The sequence below is a fragment of the Mesorhizobium sp. P2_D1 genome (genome assembly GCF_056404455.1).
The window spans coordinates 70,642-85,593 of sequence record NZ_JBFUDZ010000016.1; the positions used below are offsets into that span (position 1 = coordinate 70,642).

14 protein-coding genes are annotated in these 14,952 nt (G+C 60.7%); 9 read left to right on the plus strand and 5 right to left on the minus strand.

The genetic code is table 11. The annotated features are described in order from the left end of the window. Positions 1 to 64: 64 nt before the first annotated feature. Genes AC1D0I_RS14255 through AC1D0I_RS14270 form a run of 4 tightly spaced genes read left to right on the plus strand, consistent with a single transcriptional unit; the run spans position 65 to position 5,554 of the window. Positions 65 to 637 (plus strand): HdeD family acid-resistance protein, encoded by a 573-nt coding sequence (locus AC1D0I_RS14255; protein WP_477395804.1) that lies wholly within the window; start codon positions 65 to 67, stop codon positions 635 to 637. Then, positions 634 to 1,845: an efflux RND transporter periplasmic adaptor subunit gene (locus tag AC1D0I_RS14260; protein ID WP_477395805.1), complete on the plus strand. Its 1,212-nt coding sequence runs from the start codon at positions 634 to 636 to the stop codon at positions 1,843 to 1,845. The genes AC1D0I_RS14255 and AC1D0I_RS14260 overlap by 4 nt, the downstream gene beginning before the upstream one ends. Continuing rightward, complete coding sequence (locus AC1D0I_RS14265) at positions 1,842 to 5,009, plus strand: efflux RND transporter permease subunit (protein WP_477395807.1); 3,168 nt, start codon at positions 1,842 to 1,844, stop codon at positions 5,007 to 5,009. Before AC1D0I_RS14260 ends, AC1D0I_RS14265 begins: the two co-directional genes overlap by 4 nt. After that, positions 5,006 to 5,554 carry an HdeD family acid-resistance protein gene (locus AC1D0I_RS14270; protein WP_477299821.1) on the plus strand — a complete coding sequence of 183 codons (549 nt, stop codon included), beginning with the start codon at positions 5,006 to 5,008 and terminating at the stop codon, positions 5,552 to 5,554. The genes AC1D0I_RS14265 and AC1D0I_RS14270 overlap by 4 nt, the downstream gene beginning before the upstream one ends. Before the next feature lie 147 nt (positions 5,555 to 5,701). On the opposite strand, the gene AC1D0I_RS14275 is transcribed toward AC1D0I_RS14270, so the two are convergent. The 5 genes from AC1D0I_RS14275 to AC1D0I_RS14295 form a co-directional block, all read right to left on the minus strand. Further along, on the minus strand, positions 5,702 to 6,649 hold the full coding sequence (locus tag AC1D0I_RS14275) for a helix-turn-helix domain-containing protein (RefSeq protein WP_477395808.1): 948 nt from the start codon (positions 6,647 to 6,649) through the stop codon (positions 5,702 to 5,704). A gap of 473 nt (positions 6,650 to 7,122) precedes the next feature. Further along, entirely contained in the window at positions 7,123 to 8,163 is a 1,041-nt protein-coding gene (locus AC1D0I_RS14280; protein WP_477395864.1) for an AI-2E family transporter, read from the minus strand. 897 nt (positions 8,164 to 9,060) lie between these two features. Then, positions 9,061 to 9,558: a DUF1269 domain-containing protein gene (locus AC1D0I_RS14285; RefSeq protein ID WP_095089034.1), complete on the minus strand. Its 498-nt coding sequence runs from the start codon at positions 9,556 to 9,558 to the stop codon at positions 9,061 to 9,063. Between the two features lie 410 nt (positions 9,559 to 9,968). Then, complete coding sequence (locus tag AC1D0I_RS14290) at positions 9,969 to 10,325, minus strand: glycine zipper domain-containing protein (protein WP_477395810.1); 357 nt, start codon at positions 10,323 to 10,325, stop codon at positions 9,969 to 9,971. After that, positions 10,325 to 10,624, minus strand: a complete 300-nt coding sequence (locus AC1D0I_RS14295) for a hypothetical protein (RefSeq protein WP_477395812.1) — start codon at positions 10,622 to 10,624, stop codon at positions 10,325 to 10,327. Before AC1D0I_RS14295 ends, AC1D0I_RS14290 begins: the two co-directional genes overlap by 1 nt. A gap of 399 nt (positions 10,625 to 11,023) precedes the next feature. On the opposite strand from AC1D0I_RS14295, the gene napE reads away from it, so the two are divergent. The 5 genes from napE to AC1D0I_RS14320 are packed head-to-tail and all read left to right on the plus strand — an operon-like array spanning position 11,024 to position 14,952. Then, positions 11,024 to 11,221 carry a periplasmic nitrate reductase, NapE protein gene (napE, locus tag AC1D0I_RS14300; RefSeq protein WP_245331202.1) on the plus strand — a complete coding sequence of 66 codons (198 nt, stop codon included), beginning with the start codon at positions 11,024 to 11,026 and terminating at the stop codon, positions 11,219 to 11,221. A gap of 9 nt (positions 11,222 to 11,230) precedes the next feature. Next, positions 11,231 to 11,731, plus strand: a complete 501-nt coding sequence (gene napF, locus AC1D0I_RS14305) for a ferredoxin-type protein NapF (RefSeq protein WP_477395814.1) — start codon at positions 11,231 to 11,233, stop codon at positions 11,729 to 11,731. Continuing rightward, the gene (locus AC1D0I_RS14310; RefSeq protein ID WP_457154025.1) at positions 11,724 to 11,990 is read left to right on the plus strand and encodes a chaperone NapD; all 267 of its coding nucleotides are present in this window, start codon (positions 11,724 to 11,726) and stop codon (positions 11,988 to 11,990) included. The genes napF and AC1D0I_RS14310 overlap by 8 nt, the downstream gene beginning before the upstream one ends. Then, positions 11,987 to 14,491 carry a periplasmic nitrate reductase subunit alpha gene (gene napA, locus AC1D0I_RS14315; RefSeq protein ID WP_477395816.1) on the plus strand — a complete coding sequence of 835 codons (2,505 nt, stop codon included), beginning with the start codon at positions 11,987 to 11,989 and terminating at the stop codon, positions 14,489 to 14,491. The genes AC1D0I_RS14310 and napA overlap by 4 nt, the downstream gene beginning before the upstream one ends. Beyond that, positions 14,461 to 14,952, plus strand: a complete 492-nt coding sequence (locus tag AC1D0I_RS14320) for a nitrate reductase cytochrome c-type subunit (RefSeq protein ID WP_477395818.1) — start codon at positions 14,461 to 14,463, stop codon at positions 14,950 to 14,952. Before napA ends, AC1D0I_RS14320 begins: the two co-directional genes overlap by 31 nt.

Here is a 14,952-nt window from a genome sequence, read left to right on the forward strand (position 1 = left end):
AGAGCGTTCCCGGAGATCGGAGATGGGCGCCGCTCCTGCAGCAATTCTGGTTAGGCAAGCGACGATGAGCGGCGCATCCACGAGCGGAACCGATCACCAGCATCAAGCGGACTCCCTGCGTTCCAAATGGGGTTGGTTTTTGGCGCTGGGCATCGGCCTGACGTCGGCTGGAGTGCTGGCCGTCGCGCTGCCCGTGGTTTCCACATTCGCGGCAAGCGTTGTCCTTGGAATCGTCCTTTCGCTCGCGGGCATTGTGAAGATGGTTCAATCCCTGCGAGTCAAGGAGTGGAGCGGATTCATCTGGCAAGAGCTCACGGGCGCGGTCGAGTTGGTCGGCGGCATCCTAATATACTTCAATCCCTTCAAGGGCGCTCTCGCGATCACTCTTCTGATCGCCTTGGTTTTTCTGGTGCAGGGCATCCTGCAAGTCGCCCTCGCGCTTCGGGTGCGCGATCAAGACGGTTGGCAGTGGTTCGGAGTATCGGGCCTGGTCGCCCTGGCCGCTAGTGCGACGCTCGCATTGAAGTTGCCCTATACCAGCATTTACACACCAGGTACGATCGCTGGCATTTCCCTCCTTGTCGCCGGCGGCGCCTACATTGCCATTGCCCTGACGATGCGTAGAGCCCGGTCATGAAGGCGCCGTGCGAAACGTCCGAGCGACATCGTCCGGCCGCGAGGCGGCGATGGATCAGTCGCGCTTCCTGGGCATGCTTGATGGCTGCTTGCCTGGGCGGCGCCGGACCACCTTTCATCAGTTCGATTTCATTCGCCCAGCAACCTGGCGGAACGCAGGCGCCGCCGCCCGCTGTCGTCGTCGAGAAGATCGAGGTTCAGCGGGTCAGCACTCCCGTGCAGTTTACCGGTCGCGTGGAAGCGATAGAGGCAGTCGACATCCGGGCGCGTGTCACCGGCTTTCTGCACTCCGTCGATTTCAAGGGTGGACAAGCGGTAAAGGCTGGGGAAACTCTGTTCGAGATCGAGCCGGATCAACTCAATGCCCTGGTTGCGTCGGCACGGGCGCAGGTGGCGCGTGCCGAGGCAACACGAATATCGGCCGAACGGAGCCTGGCGCGCAACCAGGATCTGTTCGCCCGAAGAACGATCTCACAGGCCGCTCTAGACGAGGTCCAGGCGGCATTCGATGTCGCTGCCGCGGACGTGCAGGTTGCCCAGGCGTCCCTGACTACCGCCGAACTCAACCTGTCCTATGCTCGTATCACTGCCCCGATCTCCGGCAACATCGGCCGCGCGACGTTCACGACCGGCAATCTGGTCGGATCGGATTCCGGTGCGCTGGCACGCATAGTCGGCCTGGACACCGTCCGCGTGGCTTTCGCTGTGACCGAAGGGTTGCTTGTGACGATCCGGCAGCAGGAGGCGACGAGCGGCAGTAACGTCGATCCGAGCACATTGAAACTTTCGTTGCGTCTTGCGAACGGGACGGACTACGACACGCCCGGTCGAATCGAATTTATCGAGAACGAGATCGACCCGCAGACTGGGACGGTCGCGGCCCGCGCAGTTTTCCCCAATCCTCGCCATATCCTTCTGCCGGGACAGTTCGTCACCCTCTACGTGCGCGAGAAAGACGCGCCCAGCTTGCCGATAGTACCTCAGGCAGCGGTGCTGCAGGATCGCGAGGGGCGCTTCGTCTATCTGCTTGGCAAGAGCAACACCGTCTCGCAACGGCGCATCGACACGGGCGCACGTGTCGACAATGGCTGGGCGGTCACCATTGGCCTCAGCGGCGGCGAGCAGGTCGTCGTCCAGGGAATCCAGCGTCTTGTCGAAGGCATGACAGTTCAGCCGAGCCAAGGCCAGCCCGTTGGCGATGGCCAATGATCTCCGATCTGTTCATCACCCGGACCCGGCTGGCGATCGTCTTGTCGATCGTCATTTCGATTGCAGGCGCGATCGCCATTTTTTCGCTGCCGGTGCAGCAATATCCAGAGATCACGCCGCCCACCGTCAGCGTCTCGGCGATCTATCCCGGCGCGAATGCGGAAGTAATAGCCGATGTCGTCGGCGGGCCTCTGGAGACGGCCATCAATGGCGTCCCCAACATGATGTACATGTCGTCGACAAGTTCGAATGCCGGGCAATATTCGCTGTCCGTGACGTTTGAAGTCGGCACGGATCCAGACATTGCGCAGGTCAATGTGCAGAACAGGGCGCAACTGGCAATTTCTCAATTGCCGGCCGCGGTCACCCAGCAAGGCGTGTCGGTGCGGTCGAGATCGCCCGATTTCGTGCTTGGCATCGCCTTCTATTCTCCGGACGGCAAGCTCGACGTGCTGCAGATCACCAATTTCACCTCGACAACGATCGCCGATGCGCTCTCGCGTGTCACCGGTGTCGGCGAGGCTTCCGTCGTCGGCGCGTCCGAATACTCGATGCGCATATGGATGGATCCGGCACGCATGGATGCGCTCGGCATAACGGCCGATGACGTGGCCACAGCCATTCAGCGGCAGAACATCCAGGCCTCGCTTGGCCAGGCCGGGGCCCCACCGGCGCGGGAAGGCACCGAGCTGCAATATACGCTTGTGGCCCGCGGACGCCTCATGAGCACGGATGAATTCGGGGCCATCGTCGTGCGCACCGGCGAGGCCGGAGCGATCGTACGGTTGCACGACATCGCCCGCATCGAACTCGGCGCGCGCAATTATTCATCGAGCGCGAGCTTCGCCGGGCATGACACGGCGATGCTTCAGATAAACCAGGCGCCGGGAGCCAACGCGATCCAGACCGCCAACGCCGTGCTCGCCGAGCTAAAGCGTCTTGCACCCACGTTTCCGCCCGGCCTCCAGTACCAGGTCGTCTACGACGCGACACGGTTTGTCCGTACGAGCCTCTCGCTCATCGTGCGGATCCTCGGCGAGGCTTTCCTGATCGTGCTCGTCGTCACCTATCTGTTCTTGCAGGACTGGCGCGCCACCCTGGTCTCGGCGCTGGCCATGCCCGTCGCAATGCTGGGCGCCATCGCCATCCTGCTAGCGTTCGGATATTCGATAAACTCGATCTCGCTGCTAGCCCTGGTGCTGGCGATCGGACTGGTCGCCGACGACGCCATCCTTGTCGTCGAGAACGTCAAGCATGTCATGGATGACGACCCCGCGATCGAAACGGCGGCGGCCGCCCGCAAGGCGATGGGGCAGATCACGGGTCCGATCATTTCCACCACGCTCGTCCTCCTCGCCGTGGTGATCCCGACAGCTTTCCTATCCGGCATAAGCGGGCAGCTTTACCGTCAGTTCGCGGTCACCTTGTCGGCGGCGCTGGTTATCTCGTCCGTAGTCGGCCTCACGCTCAGCCCGGCGCTCAGCGCGATCCTGCTGAGGCGCGGACAGAGCGGATACCGGCGCGGTCCACTTGGCTGGTTTGCGCGCTTCATGAACGCGACGCGCGTCGGCTATGGTCGGCTGGTCGGTTTCCTGGTGCGCCTGTGGATCATACCTCTCGCCGCGCTTGCCGCCTGCTTCCTGGGTGCCTTCCTGCTGTTCAGCAGTCTTCCCGCTACCTTCCTCCCGGACGAGGACCAGGGCGCCCTGTTTGTCGATATCCAGCTTCCGAATGCCGCCTCGCTCGATCGCACGAGGGCGATTGTCGGCGAGGTTCAACGGACTCTGTCGGCAACGAAAGGCGTCGAAAACGTCATTTCGGTCGCAGGCTTCAGCATCGTGCAGGGGACACAATCTCCCAACGGAGCGATGGTGGTTGCGGCGCTGGATCCTTGGGATCAGCGCAACACGCCGGATCTGCGGCTGGACGCCATCCTCGCGAGATTGCGGGCGCAGTTCTCGACCATTCCGGGCGCCAACGTTGCAGTCTTTTCGCCACCGGCTATTTCCGGCATCGGGGCGGTCGGCGGCCTCGATCTGCGCCTCCAGGCTTTGCAGGGCCAGCCGCCGGAGGAGATCGCGGCGGTGGTCCGTGCATTCGTTTCGGAGATCAACCAGGCGCCGGAAATCGGCGGTGTGGCGACTACCTTCAGCGCCGATGTGCCGCAGATTTATGTCGATGTCGACCGGACCCGCGCCGAAGCGCTTGGAGTGAGCGTGTCCGACATCTATTCGACGATCGGCGCCAGCTTCGGGTCGCGCTACGTGAACGATTTCACGCTGCAGGGGCGAGTCTTCCAGGTCAACCTGCAGGCTGACGCCGAGCATCGCGGGGACGCCGAAGATATCCTCAATCTCCATGTTCGCAGCCGGACGGGTGCAATGGTGCCGCTCAGGGCGGTGGTATCGACCAGCACGGTGCTCGCGCCCTTCGTCATCTCCCGCTACAACCTCTCGGTAGCGGCACAGATCAACGGCCAAGTCGCGCCAGGCGGCAGTTCCGGGGCGGCGATGGATGCCATCGAACGCGTCGCGGCCCAGGCGCTGCCGTCCGGCTATGGCTACGAGTGGTCCGGCCTGTCGTTCCAGGAACGGCGCAGCGCCGGACAGGAGACCATGATCTTCGGACTGGCCTTCCTGTTCGCCTATCTGTTCTTGGTAGCGCAGTACGAAAGCTGGATGCTTCCAATCGCCGTAATTCTGTCCCTTGGAGCCGCCTTGTTCGGCGCCACTGGGGCGCTCATGCTTTTCGGACTGCAAAACAGTCTTTATGTGCAGATCGCCATCGTGCTGCTCATCGGGCTGGCGTCGAAGAACGCCATCCTGATCGTCGAATTCGCCAAGGAACGCCGCGAGGAGGGGCAACCGATCGACGAAGCGGCAAGACTTGGCGCCGAGCAGCGGTTCCGTGCCGTGATGATGACGGCTCTGTCTTTCATTCTGGGCATTATTCCACTGGCGGTGTCCACCGGCGCAGGAGCCGGCGCGCGCCAGGCGGTGGGTGTCACAATCTTTGGCGGCATGCTGGCCGCAACGACGATCGGCCTTTTCATCATCCCGGCCTTATTCGCGGCGATCCAGCATATTGCGGAGTGGGCCACTGTCCGGCCGAAGGCAGGGATCGACACCAATGAGGGAGTCCAGCAATCGGGGAGGGAGCCATGACTGCCTATGAGAATGGAACCGCATCGACCTTGCCACCCACATCGGTTCGTCTTCTCCTTGGCCTCGTGCTGATTGTCGGGGGCATATTCGTCTTGGGTGACGTTGCGCTGGCTACCGTGATCAGCGCCATTGTCATTGGTGTTACGGCCATCGTCGTGGGTGCGTTCGAGATGATGCACGCCTTCTGGATGAAGGGATGGGGCGGCTTCATATGGCAATTCCTCCTCGGCATCCTGTATATTGTTTTTGGTGCCATGGTGGTGAGGCAGCCTGTGTCAGGCGCCCTTGTCCTGACCTACGTCCTCGGACTATTGCTTGTGGCCTCGGGCATCGTGCGCCTCTTTGTCGGCGTCAGGCACTGGAGCGACGTCGGCTGGGCGATGGTTCTGTCCGGAGCATTCGGATTTCTGGCTGGACTTGTTGTCCTGACTGGATGGCCCACGACCGGCCTTTGGGTGCTTGGATTCTTGCTGGGTATCGACCTCATTTCGCATGGCATTGCCTGGCTGACAAACGGCTGGGTATCTGCGGCCAAGACAGCGTGAATTCTCGCGGCGGCCGGGCTCGCGGATTTGATCGCTGGGCGGTGCTGCGTTGCGGGCCGCGGATCGGTCCGTCAATGCAGATGGTGCTCGCATTGTTCGATGGGGTTGGATCGGGTTACCCGATTTAAGCGAGATCGACGACGCCGGTCATTGCGCCTGGAGCCGAAGAAGCAAACGGCTCAGGCGCTCGGACGGGGCAGCGGTCTGCACCTCGTTCATATGCCAGTTCGATGGTCCGTTTTTGACACCAGCTCTCACTTCGCTCGGGCAGTATCCGAACTCGCGTCTAAAAGCCCGGCTGAATTCAGCGCCATCACCGAAGCCGTGTTCGTCAGCAATGTCGAGAATTCGACGCCGGTCATTCGGATCAGCGAGCGCTGCATGGGCCGCCAGGAGCCGCCGATGCTGGATGTAGTGCACGATCCCTCCGGAAGCCTCGAACAGTCGGTAGAGACGTGAACGCGATATCCCGAGTCCGCGTGTCAGACGCTCGGTGCCGAGATCCGGTTCAAACAGATGAAGTTGCACGAATCGACGGGCGCGCTCGAGCAAGGTGGCGGAAATCGGATCATGGGCTTGGGCGAGATGGTCAGAGCATGGCGCGATGCAACCCTGTAGCATCGCCCTGGTCGCCCCGAGCAAGCCAGGAAGATCGCCAACATTAATCGTAGGAAGCCTCTGGGCGAGGCTGGCCAGATAGTCGGCAAGCAGCGTCCCCATGCCTCCATCAAGCACGGTGAACTCGGCCATGTCGAGACCCCACCCCATGTCGCGGCAGAAGTCGCGGGGTACGAAGAGCAACAGCATTTCGCTGTCTGTAACGCTTCCCTCGAAGACCCGGCCAAGCGAATGCACCTGCACCGATCCGGCCTCTCCGTCAAAAGACCTGGATGGAGTGGTCGTCTGCGATCTGCCGTCCCGGATAAGGGTCACCAACCAGTGATCGATGGGGTCCCGGCGAATGCGACCCGCCAGGCTGGTAAAATCCAAGCCATTGGTGCTGATCTGAGCCAGGGCAAGATCGCCTAGGTCCCAGAGAAGTTGTGTGCCGGCGAAACCCGCCGCAGTATCGCTCGGCTCGACAAAGTCGAGCATAGTCGCGAAGTTCTGGCGCCATGCCGCAAACTGGTCCCTCGGAGGCAGCTCCCGAGTCGAGAATTCAAAGCAGGGAACCGGAACGCGTTCCGGACGCGGGTCATTCTTGGGAGCGACCGCTGCTGCTTGAGGCAACGGCTCGGCGAAGTCGACAGAAAGCGCCCTCGCTGCGTTAGCGGTCACAATCGGACCTCCTAACGGGCGCAAGCCCTGACCGGGCCAGATTTCCCGCTCAGGGTCTTCAACAACCAATCCACAACGTCGGCACGCCGAAAGCAAAGATACATTAGGGATGCGTTATGTGCACCCCTTTTCGCGCAGCCCGCGACTGTCGGCAAGAGCACTCTCATCAGAGATATCTTTCAAAGACAAGAATATCTCCCCGCAAGCGCCAATTTAAGCCGATTTTTCCGGTTGTACAAGGTAGTTGGATTTCGACGCCCCCGCCTGGCCGTGAAGCGTAGTTAATACAGCTAAGAAGCACCAGATATTTCGACAGGACCTCCGGACAGCAGCGCAGCAATCCAGCGTGTCGAGTGTTGGTGCATGCAACATGTGACTACAACAATCAGAATTGGGACGCCGATGAAAGCCCCGGGCAGACCCCATAAAAAGCTCCAGAAGAAGATGGCAAACATCACGGCAAAGGGCGAGATCGCCAGCGATGCGCCGGTCAGGGATGGCTCCAGATAACTGCCGATAACGAACTGAATAGCGTTCAGGCCGAGGAACACAATCAGGGCCAGTTGCCACGACCCGGACTGCGCGACGGCGAACAAGGTCGGAAAGATTGTAGCCACCAGCGGTCCGACGAACGGAATATAGTTCAGCGCAAAGGCGATCGCCGCCCAAGCGCTTGCGAGTTCGAGCCCGGCAGCCAAGGCAAACCCCCACACGACCAAGCCCGTCAGCACGCATGCGATACTGCGGACCACCATGAAACGGCGGACCTTGGCGCCAATTTCGCGGCCGATTTGCAAGAGCATCTCGCCTTGAGGTTGAGCCGAACTCAGGCGAAGACGACGCTGGAAATCGTCGGCTTCGAGCAGGCCAAGCATGACAAAGATGAAGGTCAATATGGCAAAGCCGACCATGCTGTTCAGCCGATTGAGAAGGCCTTGCGTCAAGCTGATCAGCCAGGTCAGATTGAAATGCTCTTCAAGCGGACCAACGATTGCGATGCCATGGCTCTCCAGCCAGTCCGCCCAGTGCGTGTATATCTCCTGAAGCCGGCCGGTATTATAGAACAGCCATTGCGACAGTTCGCCGAGTCCCCAGACGACGGCGGATCCAACGATTACGATCACTGCAAGCGTGAGCAACAGTGTGATCAGCATCGCCGCCAGCTTCGCAATCCGCCTTTGCAAAGCCATTTGAACGGGCAAGACCAGCGCGAGAACGAACAATGAGAATGCAACTGGCATAAAGATTGATTTGGCGAAATACAACAATGCGAGGACGAGGATGCCGGTTGCAACAGGATGAACCGCCCCGCGACCGCTCGTTTCTGTCATTTCTGGCTTGTCGTCTGTCGAGCGCAACGGTCGCAATCTCCGGAACGGAAGTGTTCACAGCCGAGAAGAAGCCAAGCTCAAATTCCTGCCGGAAGCCTCAACGGCAGCGGCCGGCATGAACTGGCCGAAAACCATCCGCACGGGCCAGGCAAGCGTTGGAGAAGGTGCGCAGGCGCCCACTCCGGCTCGCACAAACCGGAGCAAACTCTCGAGTACAGGCTATCGGCTGGGTCGGCCGCGACATGCGACACTGGCCATTGCTCACCACCTGGAATCCTTGGGCGCGAGCCATGCACGCGTTGCCAAATGTCTGCAGCCTTTCGCCTCGTCGACCGCAAACAGGTGCATGCTGGAAGGTGCAGGCCTGGGGTCGCGGGGGAACAGGACGAGGATGATCGACGGCGACAGTGCATGCCGACAACAATGCAGCGACCAGCAAGCAGGTGCTCGGGTGAGCAAACAGGCATTGCACCTGCTTCACCTCATTTCTCCTTCGGACCGCCCTCGACGCCTGGCTCCGCCTACGGCAAAGGCAATGCACGCGGTAAGGACGAGGCCGCCTAACAACCCTGCAATGCCAACCCCGACAAGGATTGCCGGCGTAAGGACGCCAACGCCTTGCGCCGTGGCGTCCACCGCGCCTTCCACCTTTCCGACAATACGGGCGACGCCTGGCAGCTGTCCGGCCAGCCAGGTCAGAACCAGTCCGCCGATCGCGCCCGTCAAGGCATCGACTTTTGCGCCCAGACGAAGACCCGTCCATCGCCCCAGAGCGAGGCCGGCCGCTGCACCACAGATGACCTCTATTGCGAGTACGACAGCAGTCTCGAATGCGCCCATCGTTCTGTCCACGTTGCTAGGCGATCGGCTCACGCGATTCCTGAGCGGCGTTGAACCTTATGCGGCTTTGGACGCCTGACTAAGCGCCTCACGAAGGATCTGCTCCTTCGTCTCGTCCAGCGATGTCTTGAGTACGACGCCACCAAATCCCTTGATTGCGCTCAGCACCTTATCGGCGGTCATTCCGTGAACGAGCACGAACAGTGCAGCATTTCCCGGCTGCAAGGTGGCCGACAGATCTTTCATGAAAGCATCGTTTATTCCGACGTCGGTCAGTGCGCCGCCAAGCGCGCCGGAAGCGGCGCCAATCGCCACACCGATGACGGGATTGAGGAAAATGACACCGATGAGCAGCCCCCAGAAGCTACCGGACACAGCACCAGTGACGGTGGTGTTCATGATCTGGTTGAGCTTTACGTTGCCAGCTTCCGTCTTGGTCGCGATCACGGCGTCGCCGATGTTGATGAGATATTCCTTCTGCAATGCAAACAGGCGCTGGCGCACCTCTTCAGCCTTGGCTTCGGAGGGGTAGACTATGACGACCAGGTCGGACATGGGGCCTCCACTGCGAGATTCGATGGAATCGAGATGCGCTCACAAGATTGCGGGATGCCATTTTAGGTCTCTACCAAAGCGAATAAATTAGCCGGGAATCCCACGCCTTTGCGGTCCGTCCCTTTTTGATTGCAGCCCAAGACGACAGAACGGCTTCGACTGGCGCCGGATCGCCGCGGGCGGTCCCTTCATCTCAACGGTTCGCAGCCGTCATCCAGAGGTCTGCCTGAAGCGGCATTGGCTGATCAGGCTTCCGCGAAGGGGAGAGCGCATTGGGAATTCGAACAGGGAACAGAGCACCGCCGGGTGACATCAGAAGATGGAAGTCGGTTTCCTGACCTGTTCTTCTTGGCCAAACAGGTCATGCGTCGCCCTGCGAGCATTGCGGCGGAGCAAGATACGAAACGCGATCACCTGCATGGAGCCTCGAAGATTCGCCCGTGTCGATCCCGGTATCGACAATATCCGCGACGGTCGGCCGCCGCTCCGATCAAGGTACCCGCGACGGCCCCGATTGCACCGCCAACGACCGCATTTCGCACGTCGTTACCGCCAGCTGCTGTTCCGAGCGCGGCGCCGCCAACGCCCCCGATCACGGCGCCTTTTTCCGCGTTGGTGCAGCCTGCCAAACCTGAGGCGACTGCAAGCGCAATAGCCAATTTCCTCATAACGGTCTCCTCGTAGATACTGGCAATCCTCAACGGTGGCGCACCCGGATGGGGCGGAAAGCCTAGTGCGTTAGGGCAATCGTCTTCATTCGCAGCCATCAGCCTTTCAGGAGTGCCCTGAAGAATCCGGCCAGCACAATCAGGACGAGACCTCCGAGCAGCCCTGCTATTGCAGCTCCGATCAACATGGTCGGCGTCAGGCCATCGGCGTGGTGGCCGATGAGGGGCCCGACACCTGGAATCCGGGCGGAGGGCCATACAAAAAGCAGACCGCCAATGCCGCCGATTATGCCGTCGGCTGTCCTGCCAAGGCTGAAACTTGGCACCCGGCGGCCGAGCGCAATTCCGCTTGCAGCGCCGCAGACAAACTCAATGACCACGGTTGCGACGGCCGGCATGGCTACGCGTCCAGGAATTTAGAGAGCTCCACCATTGAACCCCACAATGCCAATTCTAGCGGACGCTCCACTGAGCTCACTACGCAGAGCCCTCGTTGGAGCCTGAGCGACGTCTTGAGGCAGCGCCGCCGTGTTTTCTGATAAGACGTGTCGAATTGCTGCACACCTTAACCGAGCGGGCGCGCGAAGAAATTAGCTGAGAATCCCGTGGTTGAGCTCTACGTCCCCTTATGGGGCGGCGACAGCTCACTGCCTTCGGCGACGCTCGAAGGGCCGAGCTAGAGAGCCTTCGTCGACCCGCACAGCGATCTGAAATGTGTTGGTCCGGCGCTCGTATCAGGCTATCTTATCGGCGTGTATGCAGGGTACGAGTTTTGCACTCATGGATGGATAGGTTCCGTGAACAAAGACTCTCTCGAAGCTACAAGTGCGACCGATTTTCGCCAGAAACGGCGATCCGAGTTGCTGACTTTCTTCGTCCTAGCTTTTGGCATTTGGCCGATTGCAGCCGTTGGCGCGGTCGGCGGATACGGTTTCCTCATCTGGATGTGGCAGATTGTCTTCGGCCCGCCGGGACCTCCCCACGGCTTGCATTGAGGGTCGGCGATGGACCACGCCCGCAATCTGAGCCGCCGCAATTTTCTGCAAGGCCGCACCGTTCCGGCCTTGGGCATCCGGCCTCCAGGCATGTCGAACCATGGTCTTGATACATGCACGGGCTGCGCAGCCTGCGTCGAAGCTTGCCCGCCAGGCATTATTTCTCTCCTTCACGCCTTTCCGGCTCTCGATTTCACCGTCGGAGAATGCACCTTTTGCGGTGAATGCGCGAAAGCCTGCCCGGAGCCCGTGTTCACCACAGACACGCCGCGAAGATTCAAGCATGCAGTCGCCATATCTGCGTCCTGCTTTGCGAAGTCCGGCATAGCCTGCCAGTCCTGCCTCGACGCTTGTCCCGAGCAGGCGATACACTTCCGGCCACGCATTGGCGGCCCCTTTCTTCCAGAACTGAACGAGGACGCCTGCAGCGGATGCGGAGCGTGCATCGGCGTTTGTCCCGCCAGTGCGATCGGTGTGAGTGAACGCGCCAGGGACGACATCCATGCCTGAGGATCGGCGCTACCACCACATATCGAGCGCCGTCGTCTCGGTGCTGCCGACGAGGGGGGATGATGTCGCGGCGCAGCTGTCAGCGATGCGCGATGTCGAGGTCTATGCACATGAAGGCGGCAAGATCGTCGTTGTCATCGAGGGCACGAGCACAGGGGCGATGGGCGACTATCTCACCCAAATCGCGCTGCTCGACGGGGTTATTGCTGCGAACATGGTGTTCGAACATATCGAGGCTGAGGAGGGCACCGGGCAATGACGTTCGAATTGACGCGGCGCGATATCCTGAAAGCCCATGCCGCGGGCATAGCCGCGGCGACCGCAGGGATTGCGCTCCCAGCATCCGCCCAGCCTGTTCCCGGCGGCGTGAGCGCGCTTGAAATCAAATGGTCCAAGGCCCCCTGCCGTTTCTGCGGCACCGGATGCGGTGTCATGGTCGGCGTCAAGGAGGGCCAGGTCGTCGCGACCCACGGCGATATGCAGGCCGAAGTTAACCGCGGCCTGAACTGCGTCAAAGGGTATTTCCTGTCCAAGATCATGTATGGCGCCGATAGGCTGACCACGCCGCTTTTGCGCAAACGCAACGGCGTGTTCGACAAGGAAGGCGAGTTCGAGCCGGTCTCCTGGGACGAGGCTTTCGACGTGATGGCCCAAAAGTGCAAGCAGGTGCTGAAGGACAAAGGGCCGACGGCAATCGGCATGTTCGGCTCCGGCCAGTGGACGATCCATGAAGGTTATGCCGCGACCAAGTTGATGCGGGCCGGCTTCCGCTCCAACAATCTCGATCCCAATGCCCGTCACTGTATGGCGTCCGCCGCCTACGCTTTCATGCGGACATTTGGCATGGACGAGCCGATGGGTTGCTACGACGATTTCGAGGCTGCCGATGCGTTTGTGCTGTGGGGTTCGAACATGGCCGAAATGCACCCGATCCTGTGGACGCGACTGGCGGACCGGCGGCTCGGCCACCCGCATGTGAAGGTCGCGGTGCTGTCGACCTTCACGCATCGCAGCATGGATCTGGCCGACGTGCCGATCATATTCAAGCCGGGTACGGATCTTGTCATCCTCAACTACATCGCGAACCACATCATCACGACGGGTCGCGTCAATGAGGCATTCGTGCGCGACCACACCACCTTCATGAAGGGCGCAACCGATATTGGCTATGGTCTCAGGCCTGAACATCCGCTGGAGGTAGCCGCGACCGGCGCGGCCAACGCCGGCAAGATGGAGCCCATCGACTTCGATGAATTCAAGGCGTTCGTGTCGGACTACACGCTCGAAAAGACCGTTGAACTGACCGGCGTGGAGAGGGAATTCCTCGAGGAGCTTGCAGAACTCTATGCAGACCCCAGTCGCAAGGTCATGTCGCTCTGGACCATGGGATTCAACCAGCATGTCCGTGGCGTGTGGGCCAACCAGATGGTCTACAATATTCATCTGCTGACTGGAAAAATCTCCGAGCCCGGCAACAGCCCGTTTTCGCTGACCGGGCAACCCTCGGCCTGCGGCACAGCGCGTGAGGTCGGAACATTCGCGCATCGCCTGCCGGCAGACATGGTGGTGACCAACCCCGAGCACCGCGCGCATGCGGAGGAAATCTGGAAATTGCCGCATGGCCTGCTGCCGGAAAAGCCAGGCTATCACGCGGTCGAGCAGGACCGGATGCTGAAGGACGGCAAGCTGAATTTCTATTGGGTGCAGGTCAACAACAACGTCCAGGCGGCGCCGAATGACAGTCAGGAGACCTATCCTGGCTACCGCAATCCCGACAATTTCATTGTCGTGTCCGATGCCTATCCGACGGTGACGGCGATGAGCGCCGATTTGATCCTGCCGGCAGCCATGTGGGTCGAGAAGGAAGGTGCCTACGGCAACGCCGAACGCCGAACGCACGTCTGGCACCAATTGGTGCAGGCCAAGGGCGAGGCGCGCTCCGATCTGTGGCAGTTGGTCGAATTTTCCAAGCGCTTTACGACCGACGATGTTTGGCCCGCGGAAATCCTCGACAGTAGCCCAGAGTACCGGGGCAAGACGCTTTTTGACGTGCTCTTCCGAAACGGCAATGTCGACAAATTTCCGGTCAGCGAGGTCGACCCGGACTACGACAACAACGAAGCCAGGGATTTCGGGTTCTATCTGCAGAAGGGGTTGTTCGAGGAGTACGCCACATTTGGGCGCGGACACGGACACGATCTGGCGCCCTATGACCGCTACCACGAAGAGAGGGGCCTGCGCTGGCCCGTGGTAGATGGCAAGGAGACTAAATGGCGTTACCGCGAGGGCTACGATCCTTACGTCAAGCCGGGCGAGGGTGTGCGATTCTATGGCAAGCCCGACGGGAAGGCCGTTATCCTGGCCGTGCCCTACGAGCCGCCGGCGGAATCGCCGGATAAGGAATACGATCTCTGGCTGGTCACCGGACGTGTTCTGGAACACTGGCATTCTGGGTCGATGACTATGCGTGTTCCGGAACTTTACAGGGCGTTTCCCGGGGCGTGCTGCTTCATGAACGCCGACGATGCGCGCAAGCGCGGCCTGAACCAGGGCGCCGAGATCAGGATCATCTCGCGCCGGGGAGAAATCAGGTCGCGGCTGGAAACGCGCGGCCGCAACCGGATGCCCAAGGGCGTGATCTTCGTACCGTGGTTCGACGCCAGCCAGTTGATCAACAAGGTCACGCTCGACGCCACCGATCCCATCTCCAAACAGACGGATTTCAAGAAATGCGCGGTCAAGATCGTTTCGGCCTCTTGATAAAGCGGCGCAAACTGGCGATGGGCATCGCCGTTGCCATCCTTTTCACAGGGACCGCGGCGATTGCCCAGATGGCCTCGAAACTGACAGGAGCGACGCCGCCTATGGAGTCAGTTCCCGCTCAACCTCTACCGAAATGGATCGTCGACGATATTCGCAAGATGCGCGCCTATCCCGACCAACCCCCGGTGATCCCGCATTCGATCGAGGGTTATCAATTGTCGGTTAACACCAACCGCTGTCTCTCGTGCCACAAGCGCGAGTTCACCGAAGGTTCTGGCGCACCGATGATCAGCGTTACCCACTACATGACGCGCGAAGGTCAGATGATCGCCGATGTCTCGCCGCGACGCTACTTCTGCACGGCCTGCCATGTGCCACAGGCCAACGTTCAGCCTCTTGTCCAAAACCTCTTCAAGGACATGAGCGAGTTGGGTGTCAAACCCGCCGGGAGCGAGTAG